This is a genomic window from Actinoplanes sp. NPDC051405 (assembly GCF_055586185.1).
Genome location: NZ_JBVJIR010000005.1, coordinates 392,354 through 414,469 on the forward strand (window position 1 = coordinate 392,354; position 22,116 = coordinate 414,469).

Annotated in this window: 12 protein-coding genes; 7 read left to right on the forward strand and 5 right to left on the reverse strand. The window is 69.9% G+C overall.

What is annotated here, in order from left to right; genetic code table 11:
• Positions 1–58: 58 nt before the first annotated feature.
• Positions 59–226, forward strand: a complete 168-nt coding sequence (locus tag ACZ6S4_RS14570; protein WP_360550479.1) for a hypothetical protein — start codon at positions 59–61, stop codon at positions 224–226.
• 347 nt (positions 227–573) lie between these two features.
• On the opposite strand, the gene ACZ6S4_RS14575 is transcribed toward ACZ6S4_RS14570, so the two are convergent.
• Together ACZ6S4_RS14575 and pta are read right to left on the reverse strand one after the other, a co-directional pair.
• On the reverse strand, positions 574–1,680 hold the full coding sequence (locus ACZ6S4_RS14575; protein ID WP_465475373.1) for an acetate/propionate family kinase: 1,107 nt from the start codon (positions 1,678–1,680) through the stop codon (positions 574–576).
• Positions 1,677–3,743 carry a phosphate acetyltransferase gene (pta, locus tag ACZ6S4_RS14580; RefSeq protein ID WP_465475374.1) on the reverse strand — a complete coding sequence of 689 codons (2,067 nt, stop codon included), beginning with the start codon at positions 3,741–3,743 and terminating at the stop codon, positions 1,677–1,679. The genes ACZ6S4_RS14575 and pta overlap by 4 nt, the downstream gene beginning before the upstream one ends.
• Before the next feature lie 178 nt (positions 3,744–3,921).
• On the opposite strand from pta, the gene ACZ6S4_RS14585 reads away from it, so the two are divergent.
• Together ACZ6S4_RS14585 and ACZ6S4_RS14590 are read left to right on the forward strand one after the other, a co-directional pair.
• On the forward strand, positions 3,922–5,865 hold the full coding sequence (locus ACZ6S4_RS14585; protein WP_465475375.1) for an ABC transporter ATP-binding protein: 1,944 nt from the start codon (positions 3,922–3,924) through the stop codon (positions 5,863–5,865).
• On the forward strand, positions 5,858–7,645 hold the full coding sequence (locus tag ACZ6S4_RS14590) for an ABC transporter ATP-binding protein (protein ID WP_465475376.1): 1,788 nt from the start codon (positions 5,858–5,860) through the stop codon (positions 7,643–7,645). Before ACZ6S4_RS14585 ends, ACZ6S4_RS14590 begins: the two co-directional genes overlap by 8 nt.
• Here the strand turns inward: ACZ6S4_RS14590 and ACZ6S4_RS14595 are convergent.
• Together ACZ6S4_RS14595 and ACZ6S4_RS14600 are read right to left on the reverse strand one after the other, a co-directional pair.
• Entirely contained in the window at positions 7,617–8,372 is a 756-nt protein-coding gene (locus tag ACZ6S4_RS14595; protein WP_465475377.1) for an AAA family ATPase, read from the reverse strand. The genes ACZ6S4_RS14590 and ACZ6S4_RS14595 overlap by 29 nt on opposite strands.
• A 28-nt stretch (positions 8,373–8,400) precedes the next feature.
• Positions 8,401–8,730, reverse strand: coding sequence for a helix-turn-helix transcriptional regulator (locus ACZ6S4_RS14600; protein WP_465475378.1), 330 nt, complete (start codon positions 8,728–8,730; stop codon positions 8,401–8,403).
• A gap of 198 nt (positions 8,731–8,928) precedes the next feature.
• On the opposite strand from ACZ6S4_RS14600, the gene ACZ6S4_RS14605 reads away from it, so the two are divergent.
• The 4 genes from ACZ6S4_RS14605 to ACZ6S4_RS14620 all read left to right on the forward strand — a co-directional run bounded on the left by ACZ6S4_RS14605 (position 8,929) and on the right by ACZ6S4_RS14620 (position 21,910).
• A complete protein-coding gene (locus tag ACZ6S4_RS14605) occupies positions 8,929–14,580 on the forward strand; it encodes a carboxypeptidase regulatory-like domain-containing protein (protein WP_465475379.1) in 5,652 nt (1,883 codons plus the stop codon).
• 57 nt (positions 14,581–14,637) lie between these two features.
• Positions 14,638–21,117: an RHS repeat-associated core domain-containing protein gene (locus tag ACZ6S4_RS14610; protein WP_465475380.1), complete on the forward strand. Its 6,480-nt coding sequence runs from the start codon at positions 14,638–14,640 to the stop codon at positions 21,115–21,117.
• An 85-nt stretch (positions 21,118–21,202) separates the two neighbouring features.
• Entirely contained in the window at positions 21,203–21,718 is a 516-nt protein-coding gene (locus ACZ6S4_RS14615) for a hypothetical protein (RefSeq protein ID WP_465475381.1), read from the forward strand.
• Positions 21,719–21,739: 21 nt separating this feature from the next.
• Complete coding sequence (locus tag ACZ6S4_RS14620) at positions 21,740–21,910, forward strand: hypothetical protein (protein WP_465475382.1); 171 nt, start codon at positions 21,740–21,742, stop codon at positions 21,908–21,910.
• Between the two features lie 4 nt (positions 21,911–21,914).
• Here the strand turns inward: ACZ6S4_RS14620 and ACZ6S4_RS14625 are convergent, their stop codons facing one another.
• The gene (locus ACZ6S4_RS14625; protein WP_433721815.1) at positions 21,915–22,094 is read right to left on the reverse strand and encodes a DUF6104 family protein; all 180 of its coding nucleotides are present in this window, start codon (positions 22,092–22,094) and stop codon (positions 21,915–21,917) included.
• Positions 22,095–22,116 lie beyond the last annotated feature (22 nt).

Below are 22,116 nucleotides of genomic sequence, written 5' to 3' on the forward strand. Positions count from 1 at the left end.
TGCTAGGAGGCCGGGACGCACTGTCGCGGGGGTGCCCGGCTTCGCTATGGTCGTGCGCATGCCTGACAACACCGTCGACCCGAGCGGCAACACCGAGGCGTTCCGCGCCTTCACGCAGAGCACGCCGCAGGAGCCGCCAGCCGCCTCCAAGACCCCGCTGATCATCGGCGCCGTCGCGGTCGCGATCGTTCTGATCGCCGTGATCGCCTGGCTGGCCCTGGGCTGACCAGGACCGCGCCGACCTACCCGGGCTGAGCGCGGGCCGGGACGCGAGCGGGTCACCGCCCGCCGCACCCGGCCCGCCCGGCCTCAACCCAGCCTCAACCCGGCCACACTTGGCCTGCCCGGCCTCTACGCAGCCCGCCCGGCCTCACTTGGCCTGCCCGGCCTCTACGCAGCCCGCCCGGCCTCACTTGGCCTGCCCGGCCTCACTTGGCCTGCCCGGCCTCACTTGGCCTGCCCGGCCTCTACGCAGCCCGCCCGGCCACACCTGGCCTGCCCGGCGGCTCGCGGCCTCAACCTGACCCACCCGGCCACACCGGCCGCCCGGCGGCCCGCGGCCTCGCCTCCGGCTCACTTCTCGAGTGCGGCCGTCACCTGCTGGGCGATCTCCAGCTCCTCGTCCGTCGGGACCACGCAGACCCGCACCCGCGCCCCCTCGGGCGAGATGATCCGGTCGCCGCGTTCGTTGCGGGCCTCGTCGATTGTGATGCCCAGCTCCGCCAGGCCGGCCAGCGCCGCGGCGCGGACCTCCGGTGAGTTCTCGCCGACGCCCGCGGTGAACGTGATCGCGTCCGCGCCGCCCAGCACCGCCAGGTAGGCGCCCACGTACTCCTTGATCCGCCGGCAGTAGACGTCGAAGGCCAGCGTCGCCGCCGGGTCGCCCGCCGCCCGGAGCTCCTGCACCGCCCGCATGTCGTTCTCGCCCGCGAGGCCCTGGAGGCCGGCGAAGCGGGTCAGAGAGCGTTCGATCTCCTCGATCGGGAGCCCGGCGACCCGGTGCAGGTGGAAGATCACCGTCGGGTCGACGTCGCCGCTGCGGGTGCCCATCACGAGCCCGGACTGCGGGGACATGCCCATCGACGTCGCCACGCTCCGGCCGCCGGAGACCGCGCAGGCGCTCGCGCCGTTGCCCAGGTGCAGGGTGATCACCCGGGCCCGGTCGGCGGGCAGATCGAGCAGCTCAACGGTCTTGCGGGCCACGTACGCGTGCGAGGTGCCGTGGAAGCCGTAGCGGCGGATCTGCCAGCGCTCCGCCAGGGACGCGTCGATCGCGTAGGCCACGCCGTCCGGGGGAATCGTCTGGTGGAACGCCGTGTCGAAGACCGCGACCTGGGGGACGTCGGGCAGCAGCTTGCGGGCGACCGCGATGCCGCTGAGTGCCGCCGGGTTGTGCAGGGGCGCGAGCGGGATCAGCCCCTCGATGACGGCGAAGAGCTCGTCGTCGATGACCGTGGCCCGGCCGAACTCGCTGCCGCCGTGCACGACCCGGTGCCCGACCGCGCCGAGGCCTTCGACGTCGACCGCGGCCATCACCTGCTGCAGGGCGGCCTCGTGGTCGCCGGCTTCGCCGCCGGACTCGCCGATGCGTTCGATCAGGCCCTTGGCCAGGGTCTCGGTGCTGTCGAAGAGGCGGTACTTGACCGAGGACGAGCCCGAGTTGAGCACGAGGATCTTCATGAGCGGGCCTGGATCGCGGTGATCGCCACAGTGTTGACGATGTCCTTGACCGTCGCGCCGCGGGACAGGTCGTTGACCGGGCGGCGCAGGCCCTGCATCACCGGGCCGACCGCCACTGCGTTGGCCGAACGCTGCACGGCCTTGTAGGTGTTGTTGCCCGAGCTGAGGTCGGGGAAGACGAAGACGGTCGCCTTGCCGGCCACCACGCTCTCGGGCAGCTTGGTCGCCGCCACGCCCGGGTCGATCGCCGCGTCGTACTGGATGGGTCCCTCCACGGGCAGGTCGGGGCGGCGCTCGCGGACCAGCTTGGTCGCGGCGGCCACCTTCTCCACGTCGGCGCCCGCGCCCGAGCTGCCGGTCGAGTAGGACAGCATGGCGACCCGCGGCTCGATGCCGAACGCCGCGGCCGTCTGCGCCGACGACAGGGCGATGTCGGCGAGCTGGGCCGCGTCGGGGTCCGGGTTGACCGCGCAGTCGCCGTAGACCAGCACGCGGTCGGCGAGCAGCATGAAGAAGACGCTGGAGGCGACGGACACCTCGGGCACCGTCTTGATGATCTCGAAGGCGGGCCGGATGGTGGCGGCGGTGGTGTGGTTGGCCCCGGAGACCATGCCGTCGGCCCGCCCGGTGGCGACCATCATCGTGCCGAAGTAGTTGACGTCGCGGACCACGTCGTAGGCCAGGTCGAGGGTCACGGCCCGGTGTTTGCGCAGCTCCGCATACTGCTTGGCGAAGTCGTCGCGCCACTCGCTGGTGGCCGGGTCGATCAGCCGGGCCGCGCCGATCTCGACGCCCAGCTCGCGGGCCCGGCGGGTGATCTCGGCCGGGTCGCCGAGCAGGGTCAGGTCGGCGACGCCGCGGCGCAGCAGCGTCTCGGTGGCCCGCAGGATCCGCTCGTCGGTGCCCTCGGGCAGCACCAGGTGCCGCCGGTCGGCGCGGGCCCGCTCGATCAGGTCGTTCTCGAACATCAACGGTGTCACCCGGCTGGACCGGGTCACGTCGAGCAGCCGGGTCAGCTCGGCCGTGTCCACGTGCTTCTCGAAGGCGCCCAGAGCCGCCTCGACCTTGCGCGGGGTGGCCGGGCTGAGCTTGGCCTCGATCCGGCCGGCCGCGCTGATCGTGTGGTAGCTGTCGGACTGCACCACCAGCATGGCCAGCCCGGTGTTGAGCCGCTCGATGACCCGCACGGCGCGCGGATCGGGGAACTCGCCGATGGTCAGCACCAGACCGGCCAGCGTCACGTTGCCGGCGGCGTGCGCCGCGCTCGCGGCGACCAGCAGGTCGGCCCGGTCGCCCGGGGTGATGATCAGCGCCCCGTCGGTGAGGTGGTCGAGCACGGCCGGCACGTGGGCCGCGCCGACCACGTAGTCGAGCACGTCCCGGTCGAGGGCGGCCTCGCCACCGGTCACCACGGTGGCGTCGAGGGCGGCTGCGACCTCCGCGACGGTGGGCGCGGCGATCATCGGGATCTCCGGGATGGCCCAGACCGGCACCGGCAGCCCGGTGGGTGGCGCAACCCCCTCGGGCACCCGGTTGGCGATCACGGCCAGCACGGTCGCGTTCAGATCCACAAGCGAGTGGTACGCCGAGCCGACCGCGGCCTGCAGATCGGAACGCCGGCCCTGCCCACCCACGACGGGCAGGACCACGCTGCCGAACTCGTTGGCCAGCCGCGCGTTGAAGGCCAGCTCGCGGGGCAGCTCGTCGTGCCCCTCCTCCTGGCCGTCGGAGAAGTCGCTGCCGATCACCACCACGGAGGCGCACTGCCGCTCGACCGCGCGGTAGCGCTCGACGATGCGGGAAATGAGCTCCTCGCGCTTGCCGTCGGCGACCAGGGCAGCGGCCTCGGCCACCGTGACCCCGAACGAATCCGCGTACGGAGCGACGGCCGGGTAGCGGGTGGTGAGCAGGGTCAGCAGCGGATCCTCACCGTGGCCCGGGACGACCGGCCGGAAGACGCCGATCCGGGCGACCCGCCGGGACAGCAACTCGACCAGCCCCAGGGCGACTGTGCCCTTACCGACGCCGGGGCCCACCCCGGCCACGTACACGCTGCTCGCCACGCCTTCAACCTACCGGCCGGGCCACGATCGCGCCCGGGGTCGACAGACCCTGTGGACAAGGGCCGTCCGGCCCGCGGCCCGCGGTCCGCCGAGAGCGAACGGCGGGAAAACGGGGCGACGCCCGCGGCGACACCTCGGTAGGTTCACCGTGATCAATCGCTGCGGGGGGGTGGAGTTGATGGCCGGCCAGGACGTGGGCGCCGAGGTCGACCGGTCGGTGTGGAGCGAGTTCACCGCGGGGATGAGCGGCCGCTGGGCCCAGCGCCGGGCCATGCTGCGGATCCTGCCCGGCGGCGGCCCGGCCGTCGTCACGAGCGCGATCCTGCTGCAGGTCGTCGCCGGCCTGCTGCCCGTCGGCTTCGTGCTGGCCACCGCCTGGGTCATCGCCGGGGTGCCCGCCGCGGTCGACGGTGGCGTGGACTCGCCGGCCTGGCTCGACCTGCGCGATCACCTGATCACGGCCGCCGCGCTCTTCTTCGCCATCCAGCTGTCGCTGCCGGTGCAGGCGTTCCTCGGCGAGCTGATGCGCCGGCGCATCGACGACCGGGTCCGTGACCAGCTGATGGCCGACTCCTTCACCGGGTCCGGCATCGCCGTGCTGGAGGACCCCGAGGTGCTGGACCAGGCCGCCGACGGGATCTCCCTGCTACGGTTCGCCGACTGGACACCGGGTGCGGCCTGCGCCGGCTTCATCGCCCTGCTGTCGCGCTATCTGCAGACCGTCGCCGCCGTGATCGTCGTCGGCGTGGTGTGGCAGTGGTGGGCGGCGGTCGCGGTGCTGGCCGCCGGCCTGATCATCCGGTTCGGCTACCGCGTGGGCCTGTCCGTCTTCGGGCGCATCTACATGTCGCACCAGCGCACCCGGCGGCGGCGCTTCTACTTCCGGGACCTGTTGTTCACCGCGGTCGCGGCCAAGGAGATCCGGGTCTTCGGCCTGCTCGACTGGGTCGGCGACCGCTACGCGGACGCCTTCATGGCCAGCTCGGTCCCGGTCTGGCAGCAACGCCGCCGGATCTTCTACGGACCGTACGTGCTCTACACGCTCGTGGCGTTCGTCCTGCTCGGCGGGACGCTGGCGCTGGCGGCGCGGGACGCGGCGGCCGGCGTGCTGGGCATCGGCGCGTTCCTGATCGTGATGCAGGCGGCGCTCTCCTCGGTCCGGATCGGCGCCTTCATCGCGGAGTCCGACGTGCAGACCGAGTACGGCCTGAACGCCCAGCAGGCGTTGCGCCGTCTCGGCGAGCTGACCGCCGCGGCGGCCGGCCCGGGCGGCGGCGACCTTCCCCCGCCCGACCTGCCGGTCCGCGAGATCCGCTTCGAGCAGGTCACCTTCCGCTACTCGCCCGAGGCGCCGGCAGTGCTCGACCGGCTCGACCTGGTCATCCCGGCAGGCGCTTCGCTGGCCGTCGTGGGGCTCAACGGCGCCGGTAAGACCACGCTGGTCAAGCTGCTCGCCCGCCTCTACGAGCCGGAGTCCGGCCGGATCACCGCCGACGGTGTCGACATCCGCGCCTTCGAGGGCGCCGCGTGGCAGCGGCGGGTCGCGGCGATCTTCCAGGACTTCGTGCACTTCGAGCTGCCGGTCCGCGACAATGTCGGCTTCGGCGCCGGCGAGCTGAACGACGACGCCGCGATCGAGGACGCGTTACGCCGCGCGGGCGCCCTGGAATTCGTTCAGCGCCTGCCGATCGGCCTCGACACCCCGCTGTCCCGGCAGTACACGGACGGCGCCGACCTCTCCGGTGGGCAGTGGCAGCGCATCGCGATCGCGCGCGCCTTGATCGCGGTGCAGGGCGGCGCCCGCGTGCTGGTGCTGGACGAGCCGACGGCGAGCCTGGACGCCCGCGCCGAGGTGGCGTTCTTCTCCCACTTCCTGGACCTGACCCGGGGCGCGACCAGCCTGGTGATCTCGCACCGCTTCTCCACGGTGCGCCGGGCCGACCGGATCGCGGTGCTGGAGCACGGCCGGGTGCTGGAGTCGGGCACCCACGACGAGCTGCTCGCGAGCGGCGGCCGCTATGCGGAGTTGTTCACGCTGCAGGCGGCCCGCTTCGCCGAGGACGAAGAGCCGGACGTGGCGGCCGACGGTGACGAGCTGATCGAGGAGCCCGCTGATGCGTGACCTGTGGCTGGGCATCACCGGTGTGCTCGGCTCCTCCTGGCGGGCGAGCCGCGGCCGGCTGCTCATCTCCGCCTTCCTGATGCTGCTGGGCAACGTGAGCGCGCCCCTGATCGCCGTCTTCCTCGCGCTCACCACGGACGCGGCGCTGGGCCGGGACACCTCCGCGGCGGTCTGGGCGGCGGCTGCCGTGGCGGTGGTCGCGCTGCTCAGCCTCACCATGGAGCACTTCGCGCACATCTTCTTCTTCGAGCTCGCCGACCTGCATCACCTGCGCATCGAGCGGGAGATCGGTGACCTCGCGCACGGCACGGCCGGGCTGGACCAGCACGAACGGCAGGACTACGCCGACCGGATGGAGCTGCTGCGCAAGGAGAGCTGGGAGGTGGCCGCGGGCGTGCAGACCGTGCTCACCGCGATCACCCTGTCCGTGCAGATCTTGCTGACCGGTGTGCTGCTCGCGCGGCTGGAGCCGTGGTTGCTTTTGTTGCCGCTTTTCGCCGTACCGCCGCTTGTCGCCGGCCGGATCGGTGAGGCCCGCCTGGAGCGGGCCGAGCTCGCCACCGCGGAATCCCGCCGGCTCGGGTGGCACCTGCTGGAGCTGGCCGTCAGCCCGGCCGCCGCCAAGGAGATCCGGTTGTTCGGGCTGCAGCGCACGCTGCGGCAGCGCCAGGCCGCGGCCCGCCGCCGGGAGGAGATCCCGCTGCGCCGGGCCGAGCTGGCCGGTCTCGGCCTGCGGCTGGCCGGCCAGCTGATCTTCGCATTCGGGTACGTGGCCGCGGTCGTGCTCGTGGTCCGGTCCGCGATCGCGGGGGAGCGGTCGGTCGGCGACGTCGTCCTCGTCATCACCCTGGCCGTGCAGACCAACGCCCAGGCGGCCGGTGCGGTCGCAGTCGCGGGTTCACTGCAGCGCAACGCCCGCGCGCTGGCCCGGGTGCGCTGGCTGCGCCGGGAGTCAGCCGGCTCCGCGGATCCGATCGTGCCGGACCGTCCGGTGCCGGCCACCCTGCGCGACGGCATCGCGCTCGACGGGGTGGCGTTCCGCTATCCCGGCACCGACTCGGACGTGCTGCGGGACGTGACGGTCCGCATCCCGGCCGGCGCCACCGTGGCCGTCGTCGGTGACAACGGCGCGGGCAAGTCCACGCTGGTCAAGCTGCTGTGCCGGTTCTACCGCCCGACCGCGGGCACGATCACCGTCGACGGCGTGGACCTGCGCCGGATCGACCCGGCCGGCTGGCGGGAGCGCATCGCGGCCGGCTTCCAGGACTTCGTGAAGCTCGACGCGCCGGCCCGGGAGAGCATCGGGGTGGGCGATCTGCCCCGCATCGCCGACCCCGAGGCGGTGTCCGCGGCCGTGCACCGGGCGGACGCGCAGGTGGTCGTCGACCGCCTCCCGAACGGGCTGGACTCCCACCTCGGCAAGTCCTACGAGGACGGTGCGGAGCTGTCCGGCGGCCAGTGGCAGCGGGTGGCGCTGAGCCGGGCGATGATGCGCGACGAGCCGCTCCTGCTGCTGCTGGACGAGCCGACCGCGGCGCTGGACCCGCTGACCGAGCACGCCCTCTTCGAGCGCTACGCGCGCTCGGCCCGCGAGGTCGGCGGCCGCACCGGAGGCATCACGGTCCTGGTCTCGCACCGCTTCTCCACGGTACGGATGGCCGACCTGATCCTGGTCGTGGCGGACGGCCGGATCGCCGAGGCCGGCAGCCACCAGGAGCTGATGGCCCGCAACGGTCTCTACGCCGAGCTGTTCACCCTCCAGGCGGCGGCGTACCGGTGAACAGGGCGCGCAGATAACCCTCGGGCCGGTCCAGGAAACGCTTCCAGTGCGCGACGATCTCCAGCTCGTCCCAGGTCACCTTGCGGATGCCCTGCCCGCTCAGCTCCAGAATCGTGGCCCCGGGCAGGGCGGTCAGCAGCGGCGAGTGGGTCGCCACGACAACCTGGGCACCGTCCGCACGCAGCATGTCCAGCCGGGACAGCAGGCCCAGCGTGGACGTGAAGGACAACGGTGCCTCCGGCTCGTCCATCAGATAGAAGCCGTAGCCGTGGAACTTGCGGTCGAGCAGCTCCAGAAAGCCCTCACCGTGGCTGCGCTCGTGCAGGTCGGCGTCCGGCCCGCCGGACAGCCCCTCCAGGTACGTGTACAGCCCGTGCATCGTCTCGGCCCGCAGAAAATACGAGTTCACCATCCGGCCCGGCGTACGGATGACCCGAAGCGCCGACCCCAGCGCCGACTCGGTGGCCCGGGTGCTGTGCCGCGCGGACCGCGAACCGCCCTCCGGGTTCAGCCCGTGCACGGCGGCCAGCGCCTCGATGAGGGTCGACTTGCCCGAGCCGTTCTCCCCGACCACGAAGGTCACGCCCGCCGGGAGGTTGAGGCCGTGGTCGAGAATCGCCTTGATCGCCGGAACCCGCGCCCACCAGGCGTCACGGTCGATCTCGGCGCCGGGGTCCGCCTCGACCCGCCGGATCGGCCGGCCCGCCTCCCTGCCTACCGCGACCACACCTCAACCTAGCCTGCGCCGGAAGCTCTCAGCTCTGACAACGGCAAGCCGCCGGCGTCAGCGTCTGAGCTGTCTCCCCGGCTTCCGACGGACCGGTGTCCGGCAGGGTGATGCGGACGATCCCCAGCTGGCCCAGCACCACGCCGAGGCTGAAACGCGACGAGATCCCGAACGAGCGCATCATGGCGCTCATCCGCCGCCGTACCGTCCGGTCGCTGGTGTCCAGGCGGGCCGCCACCCGCTTGTCGCTGCGTCCGGTCGACAGCTCGTACAGCAGGCGATGATCGGACTCCGTCAGCCCGTATGCGTCGCCGTGATCGCTCGCCGGCCGGGCAGGATCAGCTCTTGTCGTCTCCATGGTGAACCCCCGTTTACCCCGTGTAGCACGGCATTCTCGCCCGCTCGCCCGGCTACGCGCAATGCGTCGGGCCATCGACGGATCGCCGGTCCGGCCCGGTGGCCGCATGCGGACATGATATTGAGGTTTATCCCTCCGCGTGCCTAGGGTGCGCCTGCCAGGATCGGCTGGCACCAGACGTCATTCGGGGGATACGTCGTGCGGTTTGGTCGTTGGTTGTCGGCTGCCCTGCTCGTGGGGGCCGGCGCATGGTTCGTTCCCGCCGCCGAGGTGCATGCGGCTCCGCCCGGCAAGGCTGCCAAGTGCCCGGCTGAGCGGCCGGAACGCGCAGCAGCGGCCGTGGCCGCCGCGGCCTGCGGTGGCCGGGTCGAGATCGCCTCGCAACGCACCGAGTTCGCCCAGGTCTTCGCGAAGCCGGACGGCTCCACCACGTTGGAGGAGTTCGCGTATCCGCAGCGGGTCCGCCAGGACGGCCGTTGGGTTCCGGTCGACACCACCCTGCGTCGTACGGCCGACGGCAAGGTCCGCGCCGGCGCGACCCTGTTCCCGCTGACGTTCTCGGGCGGCGGTGACACCCCGCTGGCCTCGATCGCCAAGGGTTCGCACAGCCTGACCATGGACTGGCCGGGGAAGCTTCCGAAGCCGGTCCTCTCCGGCGAGACAGCCACCTATCGTGACGTACTGCCCGACGTCGACCTGCGGGTCACCGCCTCCGCGGTGGGATTCTCCGAGGTGCTGATCGTCAAGACACCGGAGGCCGCGGCCGATCCCGAGCTCGCCACCATCGATTTCGGCCTGAAGACCGAGGGCGTGACCGCGTCGGAGGCGCGGGGCGGTGGCGTCGAGACGCGGGACAAGAGCGGCGCGCTCGTCTTCGTCTCGCCGACCCCCGTCATGTGGGACGCGACCGCGGACCAGAGCGAGACGAAGGTCGATCAGCCGCGGACAAAGGCCGCCCAGCAGTCGGAGATGCCGGCGACCGTGACGAAGAACCGGATCTCCATCAAGCCGGACCGCAAGATGCTCACCGCCGAGACGACGCGCTACCCGGTCTACATCGACCCGGCCTTCACCGGCCTGCTGTCCGGCAACGCCTTCACCAACGTCATGAGCAAGTTGCCGACCAGCAAGTTCTATCAGAAGGAGCCGCTGACCAACGGTTCCACGACCGGCACTCTCGGCGCCGGCCGGACCCGGGACTGCGACGGCTGCTCGCAGTACACCGTGCGGTCCTTCTTCCGGATGGACATCGCGAAGGCGAAGAAGAAGGAAATCCTCTCCGCCACGATGAGCATCGAGCAACGCTGGTCCTGGACCTGCAACCCGAAGTCGAACGCCAAGCTGTGGGTGACCGGCGCGATCGGCCCGAACACCACCTGGAAGAACCAGCCGTCCTGGGACAAGAACAAGACCGCCACCACAGCCGCGAACCGCAAGCTCGGCGGCGTGCACGGCTGTGCCGGTCCCGCACCGATCGAATTCAACGTGAGCTCGATCATCCGGAAGGCCGCGAACGACGGCGCCGGCGCCAACACGATCACGTTCGGACTCAAGGCGATCAACGAGGGCACACTCAGCCAGTGGAAGCGCTTCAACCACAAGTCGCTGAAGCTGGCGGTGGACTTCAACTCCATCCCCAACGCGCCCAACTCCGAACGCAAGACCGACGGCAGAGCGTGCGCCACGGGTAGCTCCCGGCCCTATGTGAGAACCGCGACCCCGGTCCTGTCGGTCAAGCAGTCGGATGCCGACGGCGGCGACCAGGACCTCACCACGGAGTTCTACTGGTGGGCGCAGGGCAGCAGCCGCACCGAGTCGCAGAAGATCTCGGATTCGGGCGGCAATCCCGCGACCGCGTCCAAGGCCATCCCGGCCGGCCGGCTCAAGGACAACACCACCTATCTGTGGCAGGCCCTCACCCGCGACAAGCGCAAGCCCAGCGGGTTCAGCGGCGTCTGCGAGTTCACCACGGACCTGGTCGCGCCGAATCCGCCGTCGGATCTGGTCTCCACCGACTATCCGAGGGACTCACCCACCCAGCCGGCCAAGGGCGGCGTCGGATTGAGCGGGCAGGTCACGGTGAGCCCGCCGGTCGTCCTGCCCGAGCACGTCGTCGGTTACACGTGGACGCTCGACTCCGGCGTGCAGGCGGCCGCAGCGACGCCCGTCAAGGCGGACGCGACGCACGGTGCCACCTTCCCGATCGTGCCCAAGCGGGACGGCGTGAACGTGTTGCGGATCTGGGCCAAGGACCGGGCCGGCTGGTATTCGGCGACACCGTACGAGTACACGTTCAAAGTGCGTTCCGGGGTGGGCCCGGCTGCGGAGTGGCTCTTCGAGGAGGCAAGCGGTGCCGCGCTCGACGAGACCACCCACGGCAACGCGCTGACACCGCAAGGCGGAGTGACCCGGTCGGCGGGCCGCAGCAATGTCGGCACGGCGCTGACTCTCAACGGCAGCAACGCCTTCGCGACCACGGCGCTCGGCGTGACGACTCCGCACCCGGACACCGGCGCCGCCACTCCCGTGCGGACGGACACCAGCTTCACGGTCGCGTCCTGGGTGAAGCTGAACAACGTCACCGGGGCGGTGCAGGTCGCTGCCTCGTCCGACGGAACCCGTACGTCGGCGTACACGCTCGGCTTCGCCGCGTCGGACAAGAAGTGGCGTTTCACCATGGCCGGTTCCGACAAGGACAGCCCGACGACGTATCAGGCGCTCTCCAACGCCGTCGCCACCGCCGGCAAGTGGACTCACCTCGCCGGTGTCTACGACCTGAGCACCAAGAAGCTCACGCTGTACGTCAACGGCACCGCGCAGACCACCACGGCCACGCTCACCGGCGGTTTCTCGTCGCCGGGACGGGTCACGGTCGGCCGCCGGATCTTCAACGGGGTGCTGGACGGCTATCTCAACGGTCAGGTCGACCATGTGCGCGTTTACAACTACCCGGTCACGGCAGCCAACATCGCGCTGTTGGCGCTACCCGTGCCGCCGGCGATCCGGCTGCCGCAGGGTGACACCGTCGCGGCCGGCTCGCCGCTGAGCGCGGAGTTCGACTCAGGCGGCGACACCAACGTCGCCAAGTACAGCTACAGCGTCGGCGTCGCCTCGCTCGACCGCACGGTCAACGCGACGACCCCGGGCGGGACCACCGGCGTACCGGTGGCCACTTCGAGCTCCGCCCCGGGCCGGCAGGATCTGTTCGCCGCGGCCGTGGACGGCTCCGGCCGGCGCAGCCTGGTGTCGGCCGTCTCCTTCGTGGCCCTCGGCGGTGTCTCGCTGAGCGGCACGGTCTACGACGCCGAGACCGCGGATCCTGCGGTCGGTGCCACAGTGACGCTGGAGCCGGGCGCCCGGACCGCCACGACGGATGCCAGCGGAGGGTTCTCCTTCAGCAACCTGTCGCTGGGGACCTACACCGTGAAGGCGAACCTCGGCGGGCGCTGCGGTCTGTGGGCTGAAGCGACTCTGGCCGTCGAGTCGGCGGCGTGGATCGATCTGCCGCTGACCCGCCTGATCGACGACGTCGGTTACGTCTGCGATGTAGGGGCCGGCGCGTTCGTGGCCGCCGACCAGACAGTGGTGCCGTTGACCGGCGACAACGCTGTACATCAGGTCACCCTGCCGTTCGATTTCCCGTTCTACGGCTCCACCTACGACTCGGCCTGGATCGACACCAACGGCCTGCTCAGCTTCGGCGAGTCCGCGACATCGCGGCCGCTGGGCAGCGCGACCCTGCCGGCGCCGATCGAGCCGAACGCGCTGATCGCCCCATTCTGGGATGACCTCGTGGTGGACAGCGCGGCGTCGGTGCGCACCCGCAGCGACGGAGCCGGTGACGCTGAGCAGTTCGTCGTCGAATGGCGCAACGTCCACCGCAAGGGCAACACCGCGCAGCGGCTCTCGGCCGAGGCAATCCTCAAGCCGGACGGCAGGGTGACACTCAACTACACCGGGCTGGACAACGACGCCGAGAGGGGCGCGGGAGCCGCGGTCGGCATCGGTGGCCCCGACGGTGCGTCCGGGCTCGCCTACTCCGACCGTCAGCCCAACCTGGTGGTGGACCAGACTGTCACGTTCGAACGCACGGAACCGCCCGCGCCCGACGAGTACTTCGACATCTCCGGGGTGCTGACCGACTCGTTGACGGGCCTGCCGGTCGCCGGCCGGGACGTATACCTCAAGGAATTGCCCGTCCACGGTGAACGCTGGGCGGTCACGGACCAGGATGGTCGCTTCGTCCTCCGCGGTCTCCTGCCCGGTGCCTACCAGATGTACAGCGAGGACAGCAGCGGGGTGTGCCTGCGCAAGGCCCATGCGGAGGCTGACCTCTCCCAAGGGTCGCAAGAGGTCAACCTGGTGTTGCGACCGAACGAGGACTTCTACGGCTGCCAGGAGCGCCCGGCGGCGTACGTGCCGGCGGACGATGTCGTGCCGGTGCCCGCAGGCGCTGACACGGTCACGATCGATCTGCCGTTCACCTTCCGCTACTGGGGTGCCGAGTACACCTCAGTGATCGCCGACACCGACCGTGGCGAAGCCTGGTTCCCCGGCATGACGGAGCAACGAACCGTCTTCTTCTGCCACATGCTGTGCCCGTACGGCGCTGACATCGTCATGGGCTCCGACTCCTCCATCAGGACCAGGACCACCGGTGTCGCACCGAACCGGTCCGTGCTGGTGGAGTGGCGGAACTTCCGGCTCAAGGCCGACCCGGAGTCGCGGTTGAGCTTCGAGATGACCTTGCACGAGGACGGCCTGATCGTCTTCAACTGGGACGGGGTGGACAGCGAGGCCGAGAAGGACGCTGCATACGTCTTCGTCACCGATCCGGTCCAGCAGGTGGCCGGAGTGCCCTATCAGTGGCAGGGCGAGTGGGTCGTGAAGCCCGGCATCTCCGCCGAGTTCGTCGCGCCGCCGGTTCGGAAGATCAGCGGCACGGTCAGCGTGCAGGGTTCCGAGGATCCGGTCGCGGGCGCTGTGGTGGAGCTACGCCCGTCCGGCCGGACGACCACCACGGCAGCGGACGGCTCCTACGAGTTCGACAACCTGCACTACGGCTTCTACGCCGTGACCCTGGCCGACGCCCAGCACCGCTGTGCCGGCGCGGAGGCGATGGTGGGCATCTGGCTCAAGGGTGACTACGACGAGCAGGCTTATCTGACCGGCCGGGCCGTGAGTGGCACCGACGGGGCGGGCACCACCTGCACCGAGGAAAAGCTGCCCTTCCTCGAGGCGAACGACACCGTGCTGCCGTTGGTCACCGACACCGGCGTGACCTCGGTGAATCTACCGTTCCCGGTGACGGTTTACGGCTCCACGTACGACCAGGCCTGGGTCGACAGCTCCGGGCTGGTCCGCTTCCGGGCCCCCGGTGAGCCCGCACCGAATCCGTCGGTGGCGCGCTGGGATCCGTGGGACAGCGATGAGGAGCCGAAGGGTGTCGATCCGCAGGGTCCCGACGACGCGGTCTTCCCCTTCTGGATGAGGTGGACCTACGACCATCGGTCGAGCGTGCGGACGGCGGTCATCGGCGAGGCACCGAATCGCCGGTACGTCGTCGAATGGCGCAACGTCATGGGCCAATGGATCGTCGACGGTCGGGACCTGCCGGGTTCCGGAGTCCGGACCTCCTTCGAGGTGGTGTTCGACGAATCGGGCGGGTTCTCCTTCCGTTACCGGGGGCTGAACCCGAACAGCAACTGGGTCACCGGCGACGAGGGCACGGTCGGTGTGACCGCCGGCGACGGCGTACGCGCCTTCCCCTATCTGGTCGATGCGACCGGGCTCAGCAGCGAGCGCGCGGTGGTCTTCCGCCAGGAGCCGGTCGTGGCGCCGCCGGACTAGGCGGTACGGCGCCGCCCCGTTCCAGTCGTCTCTCCCACACCGACCTCGGAGGTCCTGGTGTCCGTCCGCCCTGCCCCGGTGCTGCGTCGCCGGCACCGTCGTTCATCGCTGCTCGTCGGAGGCTTCTCCGCCGTGCTGGCCATGGCAGTCCTCTCGCCGGTGGCCGCCGTCCCGGCACTGGCGGCGCCGGGAGCGATCGTGCCCACGGCTGACCCGGTCGACTCCGTCCCGGTCAGCGATGTGCCGCCCGTGCCGGACCCGGCGGTGACCCCGCCGCCGGACGCCACCGACAAGGTGGACCCGCAGTGGCCGGCGGCGGCCACCGGGGAGGCCACGGTCCCGCCCACCACACCGGCACCGGTTCAGGTCGGCAGCCTGCCGGTTTACGTCAGTACCCCGCCGGCGGCGGCCAAGGCCGCGGCCGGCCGGGTCGCGGCGGCGGACGTCGCGGCGCCGAAGGTGCGGGTGGGTCTCTACGACCAGGCCACGACCGAGAACGCCGAGGTACACGGCCTACTGCTCAAGGTCGACCGCACCGACACCGGCGCCGCGGGCGCCGACGTCGACCTCACCGTCGACTACCAGAGCTTCGTGACGGCCTACGGCGCCGACTGGGCGAGTCGCCTGCGGGTGGTCTCGATGCCGGAGTGCGCCCTGACGACCCCGGAGCTGGACGAGTGCGCGGCGACGACATTGGCGTCGAAGAACGACGTCTCCACCAAGCGAGTCAAGGCGACAGTGAGCCTGCCGCCCCAGGGCGGGTTGCAGCGGTCCGCCGCCGCGGCCGGGGGCAGTGGCAGCCTGGTGGCTGTTTCCGCCGGTTCGGCGAGCGCCTCCGGGGACTATTCGGCCACCAGCCTGTCGGCCTCGGCGACCTGGTCCGCGGGCGGCAGCACCGGTGACTTCACCTGGTCGTACCCGATGCGGACCCCGCCCGGGCTGAACGGCCCGACCCCGTCGATGAAGCTGGCCTACTCCGCGCAGAGCGTCGACGGCCGGCATGCCGCCTCCAACAACCAGCCGTCGATCGTGGGGGAGGGCTTCGAGTTCACCCCCGGCGACTTCATCGAGCGCCGCTACACCCAGTGCGGGCTGGACATGGACACCGACTCGCACAACAACAAGAAGAAGACCGGCGATCTGTGCTGGGAGACGGACAACGCCACGATGTCGCTGGCCGGTGGCGGCGGCGAGCTCATCTACAACGCCGACGAGAAGTACTGGCACCTGCGCCGCGACGACGGCACCCGGATCCAGCGGCTCGTGGGCGGGGCCGACTACGGCAACGGTGACAACAACGGTGAGTACTGGAGAGTCACGACCGTCGACGGCACCCAGTACTTCTTCGGGAAGAACCGGCTCGACGGCTGGACCAAGGACAAGCCGGAGACCCGCTCGGTCTACACCGCGCCAGTGTTCGGCAACGATCCCGAGGAGCCGTGCCACGCGGCGGAGTTCAAGGATTCCGACTGTACGCAGGCCTGGCGGTGGAACCTCGACTACGTGGTCGACCCGAGCGGCAACACCATGTCGATGTGGTACGACATCGAGAAGAACCGGTACGCCCGCAACATGAAGATCACCAGCTCGGTGGAGTACATCCGGGGTGGCACGCTCAACCACATCGACTACGGCACCGACAATCGCACGAAGGTCGCCGGCGAGCGCACGGATTCGCTGTACCGCGGTCTCAAGGCGCCGATGCGGGTCGACTTCAAGGTCGCCGACCGCTGCCTGGCCAACTGCGCCAAGCACAACGAGAAGAACTGGCCGGACACCCCTTGGGACCAGCAGTGCCTCAAGGCGAAGTGTCTGATCGCCGGTCCGACGTTCTGGACCACCAAGCGGCTCGCCGAGGTCACCACCCGTCTGCTCAGCGGCGGAGACTACCGTGACGTCGAGCGGTGGAAACTCACCCACCGGTTCCCGGACCCGGGTGACGCCACCCGCGCCGGCCTGTGGCTGAGCCGGATCTCGCACGAGGGCCTGGTCGGTGCGGCCGCCTCGACGCCCGACATCGAGTTCACCGGTGTCCAGCTCGACAACCGTGTCGACACGATCGACCATTCGCCCGCGATGAAGTGGTGGCGGATCGCCAAGATCCGCTCCGAGTCCGGCGGCACGGTGAGCGTGAACTACTCCCCCGAGGAATGCGTCGCGAAAACCAAGGTGCCGACCGACCCGGAGAAGAACAAGCTGCGCTGCTATCCGGTGCGCTGGACGCCCGAGGGCTACGCCAAGCCGGTGATCGACTATTTCCACAAGTACGTGGTGGAGAAGATCTACGAGACCGACCACACCGGCGGCGCACCGCCCAACGGCAGTCCGCGGGTGGCCTACAAGTACGACTACCTCGGCGACCCGGCCTGGCACTACGCCGACGACGACGGACTGATCAACAAGAAGGACAAGACCTGGTCGCAGTGGCGGGGCTACGGCAGGGTCGGGGTGACGGTCGGGGACGAGGGCGAGGAGTCCTACACCGAGACGACGTACTTCCGCGGCATGGACGGCGACAAGCTGCCCTCCGGCCGGCGGGAGGTGACGATCCCCGGCGCGGGCGTGCCGACGGTCGCCGACAAGGACGCGTACGCCGGCATGGAGCGGGAGAAGATCTCCTACAACGGCAAGGGCGGCCCGGAGGTGGCCCGCGTGGTCAACGAGCCGTGGCAGTCCGACCCGACCGCGAGCCGCACCATCAACGGCGACACTGTCGAGTCGCGCTTCGTCGACGTGGGCGCCACTCACAACAGGGTCACTCTCGACGCGGGCCGCGGCGTGCGGGTCAACACCACCCGGACCACCTTCGACGACCTCGGCATGCCGGTCAAAGTGGACGAGAGCGGTGACACGGCCAAGACCGGCGACGAGAAGTGCGTGGTGACCGAGTATGCCCGTGACAGGACCGTCTGGATCCTGAACCGGCCGCACACCGCCAGCCAGTACGCGAAGGCGTGCAAGGACGCGACCAAGCCGGCCGAGCTGACCGCGGACGACGTCATCAAGATCGAGCGCACCCTCTACGACGGCGAGGAGCATGGTGTCGCTCCGACCGTGGGACTGCCGACCGAGAACCAGGAGCTGTCGGACTGGAAGGCGGGAACCCCGTCGTTCGTCACCACGGCGAAGGCCGGCTTCGATGACTACGGCCGTCCCGACGAGAGCTGGGACGCGATGAACAAGCGTTCCACCACCCGCTACGACCCGCCGGAGAACGCTCCGGTCACCTCGACGGTGGTCACGAACCCGCTGCTGCACACCTTCGAGACGGAGCTCGAGCCGGCCTGGAGCCTGGCCACGGCGACGATCGACGCGAACGGCAAGCGCACCTCGATGACCTACGACGGCCTCGGACGCAGCCGGACCGTCCGCAAGGCCGGCAGCGCCAAGGACACCGTCGTCTTCACCTACGACGTCAACAACGACAAACCCTCGATCGTCACGACCAGCATGTTGACGCCGACGGGCAGCTATGTCACCAAGCGCGAGCTCTACGACGGTCTGCTCCGCCTGCGGCAGACTCAGGCACCGTCACCGTCCGGCGGCCGGCTGATCTCCGACAACTTCTACGACACCGCGGGCCGCGAGGTGAAGAAGTACAACAACTACTACAACTCCGGCAAGGTGGGCACCTCGGTGGTCACCGCCACCGACCGCACCGACGTGCCGAGCCAGACCCTGACCCGATACGACGGCACCGGCCGGGTGATCGCATCGATCTTCCAGCCGTACGACACCGAACGCACTCGAACGACGACGTACTACGCCGGCGACCGGGTGGACAACACCCCGCCCGCCGGAGGCACGGTCACGTCGGCGGTCGGTGACGCCAACGGGCGCACGGTGGAATTGCGGGAGTACCACGGCTCGACGCCGACGGGAAAGTACGACGCCACCAAGTACACGTACGACCCGAAGGGCCAGCTGATCCGGGTTGAGGACCCGGCCGGCAACGTCATGTCCTCGGTGTTCGACATTCGTGGCCGGGAAGTGGAGACCAAGGACCCGGACAAGGGCCGGACGCAGTTCACGTACAACAACGCCGGCAAGATCACGACAACTGTCGACTCCCGTAATCGCAAGCTGCTCTACACCTACGACGCGCTGGGCCGCAAGAAGGGACTGTTCGAGAACGCGATCTCGGGCACCGGCCGCGCGCAGTGGACCTACGACACGATCGCCAAGGGCCAGCTCTCGCAGTCCACCCGATACGTCGGCAGCGCCGCGTACACGATGAAGATCACCGGCTACACCGATGACAACAAGCCCAAGGGCAGCACCATCGAGGTGCCCACCACCGAGACCGGGCTCAATGGCAGCTACGGCTACTCGTCCACGTACAACGACGACGGCAGTGTCGCCACCACCTCGTACCCGCAGACGGCGGATCTGCCGACCGAGACTCTGCACAACCACTACGACGCCGTCACCGGCGCGCCGAAGCAGCTCACCACCATCTACGGAACGAGCGAGTTCAGCTACGTCGCGGACACGGACTACAACGCGCTCGGTCAGGTCGACCAGGTCGAGCTCTACACGGGCCTGTACTCCGAGAAGGGCGCCCGGGTCTTCCAGTCGTTCCAACGCGAGTTGGAGACGGGGCTGCTCAAGGGTTCCCGGGTGGACCGGGAGCTGATCTCCCCGTACACGGTTTCGAACCAACGGTACGACTACGACGCGGTGGGCAACATCGCCAAGATCGCCGACGTTGCCGCCGAAGGCGGACCGGACAACCAGTGTTTCCGCAACGACTTCGCGGGACGCCTGGTCGAGGCCTGGACCCCGGCCTCGGGGGACTGTGCGCAGGCGCCGGCCACCGGGGCGCTCGGTGGTCCGGCGAAGTACTGGCTGCGCTGGGAGATCGACGCCGCCGGCCGTCGGCTCAAGCAGGTCGACAACGCCGCGGCGACCGGGCCCCGGACCACCGATTACCACTACGAAGGCGACAACGGGCAGCCGTTCGCTCACCAGCTCAAGGGCACCACCACCACGACCGAGGGCGCGGCACCGGTAGAGGCGGCGTACACCTACGACGAGGCCGGCAACACTCGGACCCGTCCGACGGCGACAGCGGGCACTCAGACGCTGAGCTGGGACGTGGAGGGCCGGCTGGAGAGCGTGCAGGATGCCACCGGCACGACGTCGTACGTCTACGACGCCGAGGGCAACCGCATCATCTCCCGCGACGCGAAGGGCAAGACGCTCTATCTCCCCGGGCAGGAGATCCGGTTCGACACCAAAACCGCGGTGCGCAGTTGCATCCGTTACTACTCGTGGTCCGGGCAGAGCATCGCGTCCCGGACGGCCACGGCACTGAGCTGGACCCTCAGCGACGAGCAGGGTACGGCGAACGTGACTATCGACGAGAAGACCCAGCAGTCCAAGGTGCGCCGTCAGACGCCGTACGGCGAGACCCGCGGCACGGCGCAGGCGTGGCCGAACAGCAAGGGCTTCGTCGGCGGCACGATGGACGGTACGGGGCTGGTGCACCTCGGCGCCCGCGAGTACGACCCGGCGATCGGCCGCTTCGTCAGCGTGGACCCGGTGCTGGCCGCCGACGACCCCCAGCAGATGAACCCGTACGCGTACGCGGGTAACAGCCCGGTCGACCGCAGCGATGCCAACGGCTTGTCCGCCACGGGCAGGTGGATGAAGATCGGCAGCGAGAGTGGCTCCTGGATCCAGGGCGGGTACGAGTACCACTATCTGCGGACCTACTACCTGTTCTGCCGGTACGGCGGCTCCCAATGTCTCGGCGGCTACGGCTCGGCGGTGGGCTGGATCAACATGCGCTACGCCGGCGTTCCGGGGGTGTGGCTGGTGGGCCGGGTGACCACCGCCACCTGGCGCTTCCGGTTGTTCGTCGGACCGGTGGTCAGCAGCAAACCGAAACCGGCGAAGCCTCTGCTGTACGGCCCGGTGCCACAGTGCCCGAAACCAGAGGCGCAGAAGCCGTCGACACCGGAGATCGATGAGATGGAGGGCGGCCGCAAATGCAACTTCTTCGACTTCAAGTGCCTGTTCGACGGCAAGGGCGGCGCCAAGGCATGGTGGCGTACCAACCGTGACTGGGTAACCGGCGGTGCCGCGGTGATCGGGTTCGGAGCCTGCGTGTTCTTCACCGCCGGGGTCTGCGCAGTGGCCGGTGTGGCGGGTCTGGGGGTGGCCCTCACGGGGCGCGTTCTGGACGTCGCGGCGTCCAACAGCGGCTGGACCGAGGCCAACGTGACGAGGATGGGAACCGGCATGGCGATCGACGTGGCCTCGTTCAAGCTCATCCCCGGTGTTCGCGCGCTGCGGGCCACCCAGGGTGGCACGGCCGCAGGCCCGGTCAGATCCTCATTGGGCCTGACCGGGGAGAAGAGTCTCACCCTCAGTGAGCAATTCCTGACTTCGGGCGGCATCGACAAGACGGCTGCCAAGGCGGCGGCGGGACCGTTCTTTGCGCAAACCGGCTGGCTGGCGCTTTCCACGCCGGGTGACTATTCACCGTGGCAGGTCGGCGTTCCTTGGACGGACCCGATGGCATGGGGTTGATGATCCACCGACCCGGCCGCTAGGGTCTGTCGGCCGCGGCCGGGCCGGCGCCTTACTGATGACTTCGCAACGACAGGAGACCACGGTGGCCGAGCGGAAGCCGTCCGAGGGAAGCGAGTGGACGGCGCGGGACAAGGCATTCGTCGTGCTGATCGCGGCGGTGCTGCTCGGCGGCGGCCTGCTCCTGACCGTCGGGGGCATCGTCGTCAAGACCAGCGCGGCCGGTAAGGCAGAGCGCTTGCGCTCGAACGGTGTCGCGTTGACGGCGACGCTCGCGGAGTTCAAGGGCTCCAACAAGGCAGGCCAGGCGAACGTCGAGCTCTGGTACATCCACGAGGGACGGCAGTACCACCCGAGGATCAACTGCCCCCGGGAGGAGGACTGTGACCCGGGCACGCAGCCGACGATGGGTATCCGGATAGACCCCGCTCAGCCCGCCGAGTTCGTGGCGGACAACGGGGTCACGGACGACTCCCGAATCTTCTTCAACTCGTGGAAAGGCATGATCATCGGCGTGTTCCTCATGCTCAGCGGCGGCCTCGCCGCCTGGGTGCGCCGGCACACCGACCGCCCGGTCGGTCGCAAGCCGCGACCGGCCTGACAGGAAAGGCGAGACGCCGCCATGAGCTCGACCCGCAGACGACCCTGGCAGGACCCGCCCAGCTTCGCGCTGTCGCTGATCGGAGGCGTGCTCGTGGTGCTGGGTCTCGCGGTCATCGACTCGGTGCTGGTGACAGCGATCGGCGCCGCGCTCGCGGTCGCGGGTTTCCTGGTGTCCCGCCGGACCCGCTGAGCCCCTACTCGTCGTCGTCCTCGTCGGCGCGGGCGAGCCAGGTCGCGAAGCGTTCGATGGCCGTCTCGAACTCCGGGTGCGCGTCGACGAAGTTCTTCAGCTGGTCGCCGACCCATTCCAGGGTCACGGACTCCTCGCCGCGCCGCTCGACGAGTTCTTCGATGCCACGATCGGTGAAGTACATGTCCGGATAGTAAGCGGGGGCG